This is a genomic window from Clostridium massiliamazoniense (assembly GCF_001403635.1).
Lineage (GTDB): Bacteria > Bacillota > Clostridia > Clostridiales > Clostridiaceae > Sarcina > Sarcina massiliamazoniense.
Genome location: NZ_LN879466.1, coordinates 537,905 through 554,092, shown reverse-complemented (window position 1 = coordinate 554,092; position 16,188 = coordinate 537,905). Strand labels below are relative to the sequence as shown.

The window sequence follows — 16,188 nt, the reverse complement described above, 5'->3', positions numbered from 1 at the left end:
ATATGATTAATTAAAAAAATAATATTCTTTTTACTTAAAATAGGCTGTATTAAACAGCCTATTTTTATATTAATTATTAACAAACTTAATTACTCTATTAAATCGTCAGTTTTCTTTGCTGATACTTTTATTTCATCTTTTTTCATTTTTTCTTTTACTTCATTAACTTTAGCAATAGTTTCTTCTGAAAGATTAGGATTCTTTTCTGGAATACCAACACCATCATTCTTAATGTCAAAAGTTAAAGTTTTTCCACCAGGGAATTCACCTTTTAATTCAGCATTTATCATATCGTAAGCTGATTTTCCAAGATATTTCATAGCTGAAGTAAGCACAACTGATTTATCTCCACTATAAACACCATCTGCATATTGATCAACATCAACACCTACAACCCAAGAAGTTTTTCCTTTAGACATTCTTGTTTTAGCTTCATTTATAACACCAACACCAACTTTACCAGCAGAAGCAAAAATAGCTTTTACGCCTCTGTCATACATAGTTGAAGCCATCTGTTGTCCTTTAGATACATCATCAAAGCTTTCTGCATATTGAACATTTTCCTTTTTAAGAGTAGTCTTAGTTCCTAAATTTTCATTAGCATATTTAACACCTTGTTGGAAGCCCCAATTAAACCTTTGTACTGGCGGTATTTTAAGTCCTCCAATGAATCCTAAATCACCTTCTTTAATTTCAAGAGCTGTAGCAACTCCTGCTAAGAACCCTGATTGTTCCTCTGCATAGAATATAGAAACTGTATTTTCTCCTACTTTACCTTCTGATTCTTGAGTTTCTTTAGGTTGTCCATCTATTAATACAAATTTAGCATCCTTATACCTCTCTTGAACTTTATAAGCAGCTGTTTCAAATTTATACCCTGGCATAACTATCATTTTATATCCACCGTCATAAAGATTTCCAATAGAAGTTAAATACTCTGGATCTGTAGCGGCTTTAGGCTTAAGATACTTAGGTTCTTCTATTTCAAGTTCTTTTCCTGCTTTCGCTATTCCTTCCCAAGTTCCTTGGTTAAAAGATTTGTCATCAATAGTACCAACATCTGTAGTCATACCAACTTTAAGTTTCGCTTTTCCAGCTTCTCCACTTGCTGCTTTATCTCCTCCTGAAGATCCACAACCAGCTAAAATAGTCGTTGACATTAGAACAGCTACAGCTGCTCCAATAAGTCTTTTTTTCATATAATTGTCCCCCTTAAAATTATAAAAATATATTTTATTAGTTTATCTTTTATTTATGTAGTTATAAATAAAAGAAATAAAATAAGCAAACTTAAATAACCTAACCTTTATTAATGATTTTAGCTAAATAATATATTCTATTTCGAACTTTTTTGTTGGTTTAGTGTATAATATTAGGTATTTTTTACATATAAATTATAACATATTTTTTAAAAAAATCTTATTTTTAAATTTATTTTTATAATTTTTTTCATATTTTTTTGATAAATAAATAATATTTTCACTATTTTTTAATTAAATATAAATAAAAAAATAATAATTAAATATTTTTACCTCACATTTATTTATAAAATAATTTTTATCATTTTTTTGTTTTTTTTACAATAAAAGTATTTACTTTTTAATTATATATGGACATAAATTCTTATGTCAACGATTTCTTTAAATTGCTTTTATTCAAGTGAAAGTATATAGTTATTAAAAAAGAAAAAGTGATTATCTCATAATAGAATTATCTTTTATATGTAAAGAAAGCATAGATATTTTTAAATAATGTTATGTAGTTTAAATACAAAAGGATAATCTCTAATGAGGAATTTTATTCCTCTTGAGATTATCCTTCATTCTTAATCTGATGACTAATGTTTGTATGCTTAATTATTTTTCTTTATTTTTATCCTTGGTTAATATATCAGCAATAGCTGCAATATTTCCTAAACTTGATAAACTTTCATTAGGTAATATTAACTTATTTGATGGACCCTTAGCCATTTCCTTAAGAGCCTCAATTTGTTTAAGTGCAATTACAGTTTCATTTGTTCCTGATTCTAAAATAGCTTTATTAACAAGTGCTATTGCCTCTGCCTCTGCTTTAGCTATAGTTTCTATAGCCTTTGCCTTACCTTCAGCTTCTAAAAGTTGAGACTCCTTTAATCCTTCCGCTCTTCTTATATTAGCTTCTTTTTCAGCTTCAGCAGTTAATATTTTAGCTCTTTTCTCCCCTTCAGCCTTAGCAATATCACTTTGTTTACTACCTTCTGCTTGAAGAACAATAGCCCTTTTATCTCTTTCAGCCTTCATTTGTTTTTCCATGGCTTCTTGTATTTCTTTTGGTGGAATAATATTTTTTATTTCTACTGTTAATATTTTAACCCCATAAGCATCAGTAACTTGATCCACTATTCTTAATAGTTCTAAATTTATTTTATCTCTCCCTGATAACACTTCATCTAAGGTCATATTACCAACAATATTTCTCATATTAGTTGTTGTAGAATAAGCTATACCTGATCTATAATTTTCTATATTATAAACAGCTTCCTGAGCATTCATTACTTTATAAAATATTACATTATCAATTTGAATATTAACATTATCCTTAGTTATAACAGTTTGAGGATCAATATCTAATATTTGTTGCTTTATAGATATTCTTTTTCTTATATGGTCCATAAAAGGAACTATAAAATGCCACCCTGGTTCTAAAGTCTTATGATATTGACCTAATCTTTCTAAAATATACACATACCCTGTATTAACAATTCTTATTGATGATAATAAAATTATTAATATTATTACTATAATTATTCCTATTAATATCATAAGTACACCTGTTAAAAAATATTATTTTATTTCGTAATATTTTTTAACAGTTCCACCTCACTTTCTATCATTTGTTTATATTCTTATAATTTCTCTAATCTAAATGGATTTACCTTGTCTATTACAAGTTTATTACCTTCTATACCTACTATTTTTACTCTTTCTCCTGCTTTTAAGGGCTTCCCTTTCCTTTTAAAAGTCCAATAAGTTCCTTTAAAGAAAAGTAAAACTTCTCCATTGACATCACTCTCTAAAACAAATTCCATCCCTAAAAACTTATCTTCTATATTCTTTACCTTGCCCTCTCCTTTCTGCAAATTCTTTTTAAGTTTTGGGTATAACATCAATGTTACTAAAAATATAACTATAAAAAAGCTTATAATTTGAAATAATATAGAAACCTTTAAAGTATCTAAAATTATTCCTATTAAAGCTCCTATAGAAACTCCTAAAAACATAAAATCAGAAATTATAAAATTAATAATAACCGTAAATCCAAATATGCAAAGCCATAAAATGATCAAAGGTTTTTTCACCTCTTTTTCCTAGAAGAAATCTATAGCCTATATATTAATTTATTGTTATAACATTGTAAAAAATATAATTTATACTAATTGATAAATTTAACTATATCTTACCTAAATTCTTTCATTATTACCTAGGATTTAAACATGAAAATAAGAATATTTCTATATTTTTATAATAAAATAATATTTATTTTAGGATTAAATTTCAGCATATAATAAAAACTCTGTATAGAAATGTTTTATAAACAAATCCATACAGAGTCTAATTTTTTAAATTCTATTATTCTTCTATTAAAGTAACTTCACTTAATTTATGAAGTGCTCTTGTACTCATTATATACTTAATTAAATCTTCACCATCTTTTTCATCTTCTTTAAAATCTACTATAATTACAGCATCAAATTCTAGCCCCTTAGCAAAATATGCAGGAATTATAAGATTTCCACCTTTATATATTATATCTTCACTATCAAACTTAACTAGATGAAGATCCTCTTTTAATAATTCCCAAGCCTTATTTAGTCTTTCTCCATTTCTAGTTATAATAGCTACACTATCCATTCCTTCAGCATTATATTCTTTAACTTTGTTAACAACCTCTTCTTTAAGTTGTTCTACAGAAGAAACTTCTTTTTCATATACAGCTTCACCTTGTCTAACTAATGGAACAATTTTTTCTTCCTTCAAGAATCTATTAGCATATTCCATTATCTCACTTGTACTTCTATAACTTTTATTTAAGTTATATATTTCTGTATTTACATCATCAAATATTTCTGCAAGTTTAAGCATAGGTGCTTCACTCTCAAATTTAATTAATCTTTGGTTTACATCACCAACTATAGTAAAGTATTTACTTCCTATAAGTTCTCTTATTACTTTAAATTGAAGTGGTGAATAATCTTGAGCCTCATCTATAACTACATGTCTATAATCATTTGAAGCTTTCTTTCCATCTAGTTTCAACATTAAGTAAAGAATTGGTGCTAAATCATTTATAGTTAATTGATTATCTCCATTGAACTTATTATATAATTCAACTGCTGATTCTGTACCTAACCATTGATCAAGTGCTGCTCTAGCATTCATTACTTCTCTTACTATTTCTCTAATTTTTATTCTTCTTTGAAAATCTATATTATTCTCATTAATTAATAATTCATCTTGTGTTAAGCTCTCTTTATACTCTTTTATTTTTTTATTTAAAAGCCAAACTTTTTCATCTCTTTTATCCTTTATTTTTGAAACTAAAACTCTATTGATTTTTTTAGCTCTTCTAAATAAAGGCATATAGCTATAATGCTTATTGAATAATTCATTTATTTCTTCTACAGAAACTATTTCCTCTCCAAAGAATGTTACAGGTTTAATTTTAAAATAATCACTTGATAGCTTCTCAATATAAGAATCTAAATCCTCTATAAATTTAAAACTATTCTTATATTTTTCTTTTTCTACCATACTTTCATCATTTGAAACTATTTTCTCTAAATATTCTTCATAAGGCATTACCTCAATAGGTTCACCAATTTCTTTCATAGCAAATCCAAGGAATGTTTCTTGTCTTACTCCAACTTCACCAAGACTAGGTAAAACTTGTGATATATAATCCATAAATATACTATTAGGACCTAATATAAGTACCTTATCTTCTAATTCTTCTCTATTATTATAAAGAAGATAAGCAACTCTATGAAGGACTATAGTAGTCTTTCCACTACCAGCAACTCCATTAACAACTATGTTCTTTGTTCTTGGTTGTCTTATAATCTCATCCTGCTCTGATTGAATAGTCATAATAACATCCTTAAGTTTATCAGAGCTATTATCACTTAAAACCATTTGAAGAATTTCATCCTTTACATCAACAGCAGAATCAAAAACTCCTTGTAGTTGTCCCTTTTTTACAATTAATTGTCTTCTTCCTGTTATATCTACATCAACTTCTCCTCCAGGAGCAACATAACTAGCTTTTCCTAAACTTCCATTATAGAATAAAAAAGCAACTGGTGCTCTCCAATCTACAACAACAGGTTCAAAACTACCTTCTGGCGTAACACCAAATCTACCTATATAAAGATTTTCTAAGTCATCAAGTTCTAAATCAGTAAAGCTTATTCTACCAAAGTAAGGAGTTTCTTTTAAAATAGTAAATTCTTTAAGCTTTCTATCAATAGCTTTAAAAGCTTCTTCCTTAACAAAGTTTTCGTGATCAAAATAATCTATAAGCTTATCTTCATCATCTCTATATTCTTCAACAGCCTTTTTTCTTTCTTCAAGTATATATTGAGTTATAAATTTTCTTTTATTTATATAACTAAGCATTTCTTCATTTATTATATTTAAGGTTTCATCTAACTTTTTTTCTTCAACTAGGAATTCAACTTCTTTTGACATTAGCACAAATCCTTTCTACACGTTATTTAATCACAGTATCTATCATTATAACATCTTTTCTTTAATTTAAACTTCTATTATAGCATAAAATATTAAAATTTAAAATCTTTAAAAAAAGAGACCTTTCGATCTCTTTTTACTTATCTTTATTTTCTGGAGCTTCTGGCTTCTTCTCTTCTTGAGGATATTCTTTTTTAAGCTCTTCATCTATTTCTTTTATTTTTTCCTCTTTTTCTATAACTTCTTTTTCAAGATTTAATTCTTCTTTTTGAAGTTCTAAAATCTTTGGTCTTTCAGCAGCTATTTGTTTTTCTACTTCTTGAAGAAGTTCTTCATTCTTATCCATTTCCTCTGGAGATTGAGTAAGAAGATCATATTCTTGTTCCATAGCCTTAGCTTCTTCATTGGTTGCAGCTATAAGTTCTTTTTCTTTTTCTTTTCTAGCTTCTTCCATTTCATATCTCTTAGCTTTAGCTGCTTTTTTAAGTTCTTCTTTTTCTTTCTTTAAAGCTTCCATTTTTTCTTTTTTCTCTGGATATTTTTCATATACAAGAGCCATGAATTCATCACCCATTATTGTCTCTTTTTCTAATAATACACCAGATATTTTATCTAAAAGCTCTTTATTATCTTCTAATATATCTATAGCCATTTGGTGAGAAGTTTTAATTATTTTTAACACCTCTTCATCAACTATTGTTGCTGTTTCATTTGAACAATTCATAACATTTCTACCATCTAAATATCTGTTACTTGCTGACTCTAAAGCCATCATATCAAATCTATCACTCATACCATATAAAGTAACCATATTTCTAGCAGATTGTGTAGCTCTTTCAATATCATTAGATGCTCCTGTTGTTATTCTTCCAAATTCAACTTCCTCTGCTGCTCTACCACCAAACATAACTGCTATTTGTTCTAGCATTTCTTCTTTTGTTAGAAGGTATTTTTCTTCTTCTGGTAATTGCATTGTATAACCTAAAGCTCCCATTGTTCTAGGAACTATTGTTATCTTGTGAACTGGATCTGTATTATTAAGAAGTGCTGCAACTAATGCATGCCCAACTTCATGGTAAGCAACAGTTCTTTTCTCTTTGCTAGTCATTATTCTATCTCTTTTTTCTTTACCAGCAATGATTATTTCAACAGCTTCTTCTAAATCTTCTTGAACAACAAGTTTTCTATTACGTTTAACAGCTCTTAACGCTGCTTCATTAACTATATTAGCAAGGTCTGCTCCTACAGCTCCTGGAGTAGCCTTTGCTATAGATTCAAGTGAAACTTCTTTAGACATTTTTACATCTTTAGCGTGTACCTTTAATATAGCTTCTCTACCAATTAAATCTGGTCTATCTACAATAACTCTTCTATCAAATCTACCTGGTCTTAAAAGTGCTTTATCAAGAACCTCTGGTCTATTTGTAGCAGCTAAAATAACTACACCTTTAGATGAATCGAAACCATCCATCTCTGTTAGTAACTGGTTAAGAGTTTGTTCTCTTTCATCATTTCCTTGAATAGAACCTTCTCTACTCTTACCTATAGCATCTATTTCATCTATAAATACTATACATGGAGCCTTTTCTTCTGCTTGCTTGAATAAGTCTCTTACTCTTGCTGCACCCATACCAACAAACATCTCAACAAAATCTGAACCTGCTAAAGAAAAGAATGGAACTTTTGCTTCACCAGCTACTGCTTTAGCTAATAATGTTTTTCCTGTTCCTGGAGGACCAACTAAAAGTGCTCCTTTAGGAAGCTTTGCTCCTATTGAAACATATCTTTCAGTATCGTGTAAGAAATCAACTATTTCTTTTAATGATTCTTTAGCTTCATCTTGCCCAGCTACATCATCAAAAGTTACACCAGTTTCTGCTTCAGCATAAACTTTAGCATTATTCTTACCAAAAGACATTACACCTCCACCCATTCTCTTATCTATTCTTCCGAACATGAATCTTCCAATTATCATTAAAAATGCAAATGGTAATATCCATGATAATAAGAACTCTGTCATTGGGAATGTTTGAGGAACCTTAGCCTCGAATTGTACTCCTGCCTTTTCTAAAGATGAAACTAATTCAGGATCGTTCATTCTTGTTACATACAATGTTTTTCCAGCATCTTTAGTACCTTTTTTAGGTGTTACCTGAATTTCATTACCTTCCACCACTACTGATTGCACTTCATTAGCAACCAGCATAGTCTTGAATTGACTATAAGGAATTGTCTGCGTAGTCATTTCTACTTTAGCATAATTAAAGGTCATTATTATGCCAAGAACAATAATAGCATAAATTAATGCATATACTATCTTTTTATTTCCCTTAAACATACTGTCTCTTCCTTTCTTATCCACTCTATATTCGTTAATTCTATAAAATCATAGAATTAAATCTTATTTTGAAATATCATTTTACCTAAATAATTTTAACATAATTATTGAGTGTTTCTATTTAAGAATCCAAACCTATTAAAAGGATATACTCTAAGCCATGTTTTAGCTATTATATCATTAAAAGGAATATATGGATCCTTCCAATACCTAGAATCATTACTATCTGCTCTATTATCACCTAACATGAAGTATTCACCTTCTGGTACATGGTATACTCCACCCTTATCCTCTGGATATTTTACATATGGTTCAGATAATTCCTTCCCATTTATGTATACATCCCCATTATCTTTTATATCAACAGTATCTCCAGGCATTCCTATTACTCTTTTTAAAAGATAATGTTTTTCACCAGGTTTTTCAAACACTAATATATCTCCACGTTTTATTTGACTTGGAGAATATATTCTTGTTACAAATATTTGATCCCCAGGTTCAACAGTAGGTTTCATTGATCCAGTTGGAACCTCCACTTTAAAAACTAAAAACTTACTTATTAGGAAGGCTATAATTACAGCACATAATACCGGTAAAATCCAATCTTTGAATATCTTCATCGATGTGCTCGACTTTCCAACCTTTCCATTCATAGCATCCACCCTCTCTATTCTATTATATTTTCCCCTTCTTTAATACTTTCAAACTTTTAAGCCACATATATTACATTCTTATCAAAAAACACAAAAATTATAATAAAAATTTAATATACTATACCACAATTTTTTTTCAATTCAATGTCAAATGCTACTAACCTTAAATTTAAATTAGGTAAAGTTTCCCTTTTAGGCTTATTAAGACTTTATAAAATATTCACTATTAAGTATACCATATTTTAATTATATTTTCTTTATATTATTTGTATAAAACATATATTATTATTTATCCTTCATAGTTTTTACCAATTCAGAAATTCACTTTTCATACTTTATATATAGAAACGATATCTCTACTTGTGAGTTATCTCTATTTGAATTGACGCTCAATTTATAGATAAATTTCTTTTCAATAAAATATTTATATGATTAATTAATAAAAGAGATGCATCTAAATTAAAGATACATCTCTTTTTAATTCCATATTTATGAAAACAACTTTAAAATTCTTCATTTTGTATTAGGTCATCGTAACTTTCTCTTTTACAAACAATTCTAGATACGCCATCTTTTATCATTACCATAGCTGGTCTTCCTATTCTATTATAATTATTAGCCATTGAATATCCATAAGCTCCTGTACTCATTATAGCTAATAAATCTCCTGATAAAAGCTTTGGTAAATTTACTGATCTAATAAGTATATCACCTGATTCACAACATTTTCCCGCTATAGTGACAACTTCATTTTCTTCTGATTCAACTCTATTAGCAACCATACATTCATATTTTGCTTCATATAATGCTGGTCTTATATTGTCAGCCATTCCTCCATTTACTGAAGCGTAAGTTCTAACCCCTGGAATTCTTTTTATAGCACCTACAGTATATAAAGTTGTCCCTGCATTACCAACAATACTTCTTCCTGGTTCTATACTAAGTGTAGGTTTTTTAAAGTTTAATTTTTTACAAACCTCATCAACTTTATTTAAAATTGTACTACAATATTCCTCAGTACTTTTTGGCTTATCTTCTTCTGTGTAGTAGATTCCAAATCCACCACCTAGATCTAATTCAGTAAGAAGAATCCCTTTTTCTCTATATATTTTATTCATAAGCCCTAGCATTATTTCAACTTCATCTTCAAATGGCTTTAATTCAAATATTTGCGATCCTATATGGCTATGAAGACCTATTAATTTTACATTGGTAAGGTCTGATATTTTATCTATTACTTTATTTATATTTTCTTCTTCTAAAGTAAATCCAAATTTAGAATCTATTTGACCAGTTTGAATATATTCATGAGTGTGTGCTTCTATTCCTGGTGTAATTCTTATGAAAATTTCTTGAATCCTATTATATTTTTTAGCTATTTCATTTAATAGGCCTAATTCATTGTAATTATCTACAATAAAAATTCCAGCACCTAATTTCACAGCTAACTCAATTTCATCTGCTGTTTTATTATTTCCATGAAAATATATTCTTTCCATAGGAACACCAGCTTTATATGCAGTATATAATTCTCCACCAGAAACAACATCTAGATATAAACCTTCCTCTGCAATGATTTTACAAATTGATAAAGCCATACATGCTTTTCCTGCATAAGTAACTTTGTTACCACTTTCATCACACTTAAAGCCTTTATAATAATCCCTGCAATTTTTTCTTATTAAATTTTCATCCATAATATATAGAGGTGTTTCATAATCTTCTGCTAATTTTTTAGCCCCTATTCCTCCAATAGTTAATTCATTATCTTCTATTTTCATAGCCCCAAATAACTTCATTTTTATTCCTCCTAATTTCATAATTTTTTTAACAAAAACCCTATTTTATCTAATCGATTAGAACTTCAATACTACCTCTTTACTAAAGATAGACTATTGCTGTACTACGCTCTACAAATTTAATTAAAAATTCAATTGGCTTTTAGATTCCACTTGAATTAAATCTTATTTTACAAGCGCTTGCTTAGATTGTTAATTATAAGTGTGAATAAAAAATCCCACCGCTAATGCGATGGGTGTCTATTTAATGTTATTTTATCTATATATTATGTAGATAATTAACACCTGATAGCACTCCACTTTTAGCAAACTTAAAAAAGTGACAGCTATATGTATATTATACATACAGCCAGAAATATATCTTGGAAATATATATCTTCGGCTGATTTCCCTTTCATTATTCCTCATCGCTTTCCTAGCTCTTAATAATTACTCTTGATTTCAGCACCTCTACAGGATTTATATTAAATTTATTTTATCATTTTTAATTGTACTTTTTAGTTACTTATAATGTTACCACATTTCACCTAGAAATCAATATATTTTTTTATTTTTATTAAAATTTTATACATTTTACATTATAAATATTCTATATATTCTATATATATTCATTCTCCCTTAGGAAAAACTTATAATTCTACTATATTGTCAACAGCCTTAAATGCTACTAAACTTTCTTCAAATGATTTATCTAAGATTTTATTTATTATTTTTTGACCTATATAATCTTCTTTCATTTCATCTAAAGCTAACTCTAAATTAACCCATCCTAAATCTTCAACTTCTTCTGATTTAGTTAATTCACCTGACTTATATTTAGCTATATATGTTAGCATAAGTAACTCTTTATTGGGAACAAAATCACTACCTAAGTAGCTTATATCTGATACCTCTATCCCAGCTTCTTCTCTTACTTCCCTTTTTATAGCCTCCTCAACACTCTCATCAAGTCCAACATATCCAGAAAGTAAAACCTTTGAATTTTTATATATATAACTTTGTTTTAATAATAATACTTCTTCACCTTTAATTACAGCAACTACAATGCAAGGCTTAGGAACATCAAAAAACATTATATCATCCTTCTTACAATATGGTACTCCACCTTCATCATAGCTATATTTTATCTCTAATTCTCCTCCACAATGAGGACAATATTTATACTTCATAAATAATCTCCTTATACTATAAAATTTAACCAAAATATCCTATAAAATTATATCCTTTTGGTCTAATAAAGTAATTTCTTCCTTTGTAACCTTACAATTATAAACAAAAATATCAATTCCTCTATCTTTCGCAAATTTAAGAGCTTCTCCAAAGGCTGGATCTGTTTCATAATTTGGTGTAAAATCATATACATCTTCTAATTGTATTAAAAACAATATTCCACCTTTGTATCCCTTTTCAATGGCATCAACTAATTCTAATATATGTTTTTTTCCTCTTTCTGTTGGTGCATCAGGAAACTTGCAGTGTTTATTATTTTCTAAAGTTACTCCCTTTACTTCTAAATAATAAATTTCTCCATCATCATTAGATAATCTAAAATCAAATCTTGATTTTCCATAAGTTTTTTCTCTCTCTATTATATTGTATTTTGTAAGTTTACCTATTTTTTTATTTATTAAAGCTTCCTCAACAACTTTATTTGGTATTTGAGAATCTATAATTATGAGTTTTTCACCTTTATATGCCCCTATTAAATCATATCTTGTCTTTCTTTTAGGGTTGTTCTCCTCCCTAAGTAAAATAGTACAACCTTCTATTAAAATTTCCTTACATCTCCCTGTATTCGGAACCCTTGTTAATATTCTTTCACCATTTAGTTCAACATATCCCTGAAATCTATTAGGCCTTTCTAGAAATTTTGCTTCTACAATTTTTTTATTATAATACATTAATTTTTACCTCATCTTTTAGTCTTATTAACTTAATTTTATTATAAGTTTTATATACTGTCTAATTTTTATCTGATAATTAATATCTGTAATAGTCTATTCTTCTATTTACTAGTATCTACACCTATAATCCTAAAAAGATTAAATTTTAAATCTAATAATATCATAGAAATTAAATCATGAAAGTTTCCTTTTATTCTTAAATACAGATGTTTCCACTTCAATTGAATCTAAGTAATCAGCAGTTGACAAAATAAAAAAGTAATAAAAATTAAATTAGTAGTGAAATATTTAGAAAATAATATATAAATAATAAAATGATTCATTCAAAAGATATGAAAAATAATATGATTAAATAAATTTTCCATGAAAGAAAAGTCTATATATAGTAAGATTTGAAGAAGCAAACGTCCTTTTTATAAATTTAAAAAGATTTAGCTCACTATAAATTAAAATAGTTAATAATAGCTGAATATAAATCTGAAATAAAAACAAAATAAAAAAGCTATGATTTTAAATCATAGCTTTTTTTGGTGACCCCTAGGGGAATCGAACCCCTGTTACCACCGTGAAAGGGTGGTGTCTTAACCGCTTGACCAAGGGGCCAAAGGACCTGACAACAACCTACTCTCCCACACGGTCACCCATGCAGTACCATTGGCTTTCTTAGGCTTAACCTTCGTGTTCGGAATGGGAACGGGTGTTACCCTAAGAAACATAATTACCAGATTAGAGAATTTGTTCTCTGAAAATTGCACTAAATATGTGATTCTATTTATTAGATCAAGCCCTCGACCTATTAGTATCGGTCAGCTGAACATGTTACCATGCTTACACCTCCGACCTATCAACCTTGTAGTCTTCAAGGGGTCTTACTAGATTACTCTATGGGAAATCTTATCTTGAGGGGGGCTTCACGCTTAGATGCTTTCAGCGTTTATCCCTTCCCGACGTAGCTACCCAGCTGTGCTCCTGGCGGAACAACTGGTACACCAGAGGTCAGTCCATCCCGGTCCTCTCGTACTAAGGACAGCTCCTCTCAAATTTCCTACGCCCGCGACGGATAGGGACCGAACTGTCTCACGACGTTCTGAACCCAGCTCGCGTGCCGCTTTAATGGGCGAACAGCCCAACCCTTGGGACCTACTTCAGCCCCAGGATGCGACGAGCCGACATCGAGGTGCCAAACCTCCCCGTCGATGTGAACTCTTGGGGGAGATCAGCCTGTTATCCCCGAGGTAGCTTTTATCCGTTGAGCGATGGCCCTCCCACGAGGAACCACCGGATCACTAAGCCCGACTTTCGTCCCTGCTCCACCTGTATGTGTCGCAGTCAGGCTCCCTTCTGCCTTTGCACTCTTCGAACGATTTCCGACCGTTCTGAGGGAACCTTTGGGCGCCTCCGTTACTTTTTAGGAGGCGACCGCCCCAGTCAAACTGCCCACCTAACAATGTCCTGTGACCAGATTCATGGCCTCCAGTTAGAATTCCAGTACTATCAGGGTGGTATCCCAAGGTTGGCTCCACTAAGACTGACGTCCTAGCTTCAAAGCCTCCCACCTATCCTGTACAGACAATACCGAAATTCAATGCTAAGCTACAGTAAAGCTCTACGGGGTCTTTCCGTCCAATCGCGGGTAGCGAGCATCTTCACTCGCACTACAACTTCGCCGGATTTGCAGTTGAGACAGTGCCCAAATCATTACGCCATTCGTGCGGGTCAGAACTTACCTGACAAGGAATTTCGCTACCTTAGGACCGTTATAGTTACGGCCGCCGTTTACTGGGGCTTAAGTTCATACCTTCGCTTGCGCTAAGCATTCCCCTTAACCTTCCAGCACCGGGCAGGCGTCAGCCCCTATACATCAGCTTACGCTTTAGCAGAGACCTGTGTTTTTGCTAAACAGTTGCTTGGGCCTATTCTCTGCGGCCTACTCTCGTAGGCACCCCTTCTCCCGAAGTTACGGGGTCAATTTGCCGAGTTCCTTAACTGCAATTCTTCCGCCGGCCTTAGGATTCTCTCCTCACCTACCTGTGTCGGTTTGCGGTACGGGCACTACTTCTCTCTCTAGACGCTTTTCTTGGCAGCGTGGAATCAGATACTTCAGCTCCGTAGAGCCTTCCCCATCACATCTCAGAATTGTTAAGGCGGATTTGCCTACCTTAACTCCCTAAATGCTTAGACTAGCTAATCCAACAGCTAGCACATCCTATCCTCCTGCGTCACGCCATCGATAATAACGATGGTAGTGGTACTGGAATATCAACCAGTTGTCCATCGCCTACGCCTTTCGGCCTCGGCTTAGGTCCCGACTAACCCTCAGCGGACGAGCCTTCCTGAGGAAACCTTAGGTTTTCGGCCTGTGAGATTCTCACTCACATCTCGCTACTAATGCCAACATTCTCACTCGTAATCAGTCCACCACTCCTTACGGTATGACTTCAGCCCGATTACGACGCTCCTCTACCACTTGAATAAATTCAAGTCCGTAGCTTCGGTGGTAAGTTTAGCCCCGTTACATTTTCGGCGCAGGATCTCTCGACTAGTGAGCTATTACGCACTCTTTAAATGAGTGGCTGCTTCTAAGCCAACATCCTAGTTGTCTTAGAAATCCCACATCCTTTCCCACTTAACTTACACTTTGGGACCTTAGCTGACGATCTGGGCTGTTTCCCTTTTGACCACGGGTCTTATCACTCGTAGTCTGACTGCCGGGGTACGAGTATCTGGCATTCGGAGTTTGATAAGGTTCGGTAAGCGCTATGCCCCCTAGCCCATTCAGTGCTCTACCTCCAGTACTTAATTACCCGACGCTAGCCCTAAAGCTATTTCGAGGAGAACCAGCTATATCCGAGTTCGATTGGAATTTCTCCGCTATCCACAGCTCATCCCATGCTTTTTCAACAGCAACGTGGTTCGGTCCTCCACGAAGTTTTACCTTCGCTTCAACCTGGCCATGGATAGGTCACCCGGTTTCGGGTCTACGACATGCTACTAGTTGCCCTATTCAGACTCGGTTTCCCTTCGGCTCCGTACCTTAAGTACTTAACCTCGCAACATATCGTAACTCGTTGGCTCGTTCTACAAAAAGCACTTCATCACCCTCATAAGGGGCTTTGAACGGTTGTAGGCATACGGTTTCAGGTTCTATTTCACTCCCCTCCCGGGGTTCTTTTCACCTTTCCCTCACGGTACTGCTTCACTATCGGTCATCAGGTAGTATTTAGCCTTGGGAGGTGGTCCTCCCTGCTTCCCACAAGGTTTCACGTGTCTCGTGGTACTCTGGATCATAGCTCGTGATCTTCTCGTTTTACTTACAGGACTATTACCTTCTACGGTGGAACTTTCCAGTTCTCTTCAGTTACAATAGCCTTCACTTTTATGCTATGTCCGCAACCCCAGAAATAAATTTCTGGTTTGGGCTCTTTCCTTTTCGCTCGCCGCTACTAAGAAAATCGATTTTTCTTTCTCTTCCTCCAGGTACTTAGATGTTTCAGTTCCCTGGGTTTACCTTCCATAAACTATGTATTCATTTATGGATACATGGGGTTTCCCATGTGAGTTTCCTCATTCGGAGATCTCCGGATCTCAGGCTATTTGCGCCTACCCGAAGCTTATCGCAGCTTATCACGTCCTTCATCGGCTCCTGATGCCAAGGCATTCACCATACGCCCTTTGTAGCTTGACCTATTATATTAAAATAAACTTCGTATTACTTCTTCCACTGTTTTGCTTCGCTACTCATTTAACAAAGTAAATTCTGTTGCTTGC

9 protein-coding genes, 1 tRNA gene, 2 rRNA genes and 1 riboswitch are annotated in these 16,188 nt (G+C 32.1%); all 12 genes read right to left on the bottom strand.

The features are described 5' to 3' along the window. Positions 1-89: 89 nt before the first annotated feature. Positions 90-1,199 carry a BMP family lipoprotein gene (locus ARA19_RS03430; RefSeq protein WP_055069541.1) on the bottom strand — a complete coding sequence of 370 codons (1,110 nt, stop codon included), beginning with the start codon at positions 1,197-1,199 and terminating at the stop codon, positions 90-92. A gap of 657 nt (positions 1,200-1,856) precedes the next feature. Then, on the bottom strand, positions 1,857-2,801 hold the full coding sequence (locus tag ARA19_RS03425; RefSeq protein ID WP_055069540.1) for an SPFH domain-containing protein: 945 nt from the start codon (positions 2,799-2,801) through the stop codon (positions 1,857-1,859). An 83-nt stretch (positions 2,802-2,884) separates the two neighbouring features. Continuing rightward, positions 2,885-3,259, bottom strand: coding sequence for an NfeD family protein (locus tag ARA19_RS03420; RefSeq protein WP_147574352.1), 375 nt, complete (start codon positions 3,257-3,259; stop codon positions 2,885-2,887). 349 nt (positions 3,260-3,608) lie between these two features. After that, the gene (locus tag ARA19_RS03415) at positions 3,609-5,726 is read right to left on the bottom strand and encodes a HelD family protein (protein WP_055069538.1); all 2,118 of its coding nucleotides are present in this window, start codon (positions 5,724-5,726) and stop codon (positions 3,609-3,611) included. Positions 5,727-5,862: 136 nt separating this feature from the next. Further along, positions 5,863-8,064 (bottom strand): ATP-dependent zinc metalloprotease FtsH, encoded by a 2,202-nt coding sequence (gene ftsH, locus ARA19_RS03410; RefSeq protein ID WP_084764203.1) that lies wholly within the window; start codon positions 8,062-8,064, stop codon positions 5,863-5,865. A 104-nt stretch (positions 8,065-8,168) separates the two neighbouring features. Then, positions 8,169-8,717 (bottom strand): signal peptidase I, encoded by a 549-nt coding sequence (gene lepB / locus ARA19_RS03405; RefSeq protein WP_055069537.1) that lies wholly within the window; start codon positions 8,715-8,717, stop codon positions 8,169-8,171. 503 nt (positions 8,718-9,220) lie between these two features. Continuing rightward, positions 9,221-10,516: a diaminopimelate decarboxylase gene (lysA, locus tag ARA19_RS03400; RefSeq protein WP_055069536.1), complete on the bottom strand. Its 1,296-nt coding sequence runs from the start codon at positions 10,514-10,516 to the stop codon at positions 9,221-9,223. Between the two features lie 281 nt (positions 10,517-10,797). Beyond that, positions 10,798-10,977: riboswitch (Lysine riboswitch) on the bottom strand. A gap of 168 nt (positions 10,978-11,145) precedes the next feature. After that, positions 11,146-11,685 (bottom strand): NAD(+) diphosphatase, encoded by a 540-nt coding sequence (locus tag ARA19_RS03395; RefSeq protein ID WP_055069535.1) that lies wholly within the window; start codon positions 11,683-11,685, stop codon positions 11,146-11,148. A 39-nt stretch (positions 11,686-11,724) separates the two neighbouring features. Then, positions 11,725-12,417 (bottom strand): DNA/RNA nuclease SfsA, encoded by a 693-nt coding sequence (gene sfsA, locus ARA19_RS03390; protein ID WP_055069534.1) that lies wholly within the window; start codon positions 12,415-12,417, stop codon positions 11,725-11,727. A gap of 531 nt (positions 12,418-12,948) precedes the next feature. Then, positions 12,949-13,023, bottom strand: a tRNA-Glu gene (locus ARA19_RS03385). 5 nt (positions 13,024-13,028) lie between these two features. Then, positions 13,029-13,146, bottom strand: a 5S ribosomal RNA gene (gene rrf, locus ARA19_RS03380). Between the two features lie 50 nt (positions 13,147-13,196). Then, positions 13,197-16,105, bottom strand: a 23S ribosomal RNA gene (locus ARA19_RS03375). Positions 16,106-16,188: the final 83 nt, after the last annotated feature.

Coding starts and splice junctions, on each gene's coding strand:
- ARA19_RS03430 (WP_055069541.1), bottom strand. CDS start 1,199: ATGAAAAAAAGACTTATTGGAGCAGCTGTAGCTGTTCTAATGTCAACG.
- ARA19_RS03425 (WP_055069540.1), bottom strand. CDS start 2,801: ATGATATTAATAGGAATAATTATAGTAATAATATTAATAATTTTATTA.
- ARA19_RS03420 (WP_147574352.1), bottom strand. CDS start 3,259: ATGTTTTTAGGAGTTTCTATAGGAGCTTTAATAGGAATAATTTTAGAT.
- ARA19_RS03415 (WP_055069538.1), bottom strand. CDS start 5,726: ATGTCAAAAGAAGTTGAATTCCTAGTTGAAGAAAAAAAGTTAGATGAA.
- ftsH (WP_084764203.1), bottom strand. CDS start 8,064: ATGTTTAAGGGAAATAAAAAGATAGTATATGCATTAATTTATGCTATT.
- lepB (WP_055069537.1), bottom strand. CDS start 8,717: ATGAATGGAAAGGTTGGAAAGTCGAGCACATCGATGAAGATATTCAAA.
- lysA (WP_055069536.1), bottom strand. CDS start 10,516: ATGAAGTTATTTGGGGCTATGAAAATAGAAGATAATGAATTAACTATT.
- ARA19_RS03395 (WP_055069535.1), bottom strand. CDS start 11,685: ATGAAGTATAAATATTGTCCTCATTGTGGAGGAGAATTAGAGATAAAA.
- sfsA (WP_055069534.1), bottom strand. CDS start 12,417: ATGTATTATAATAAAAAAATTGTAGAAGCAAAATTTCTAGAAAGGCCT.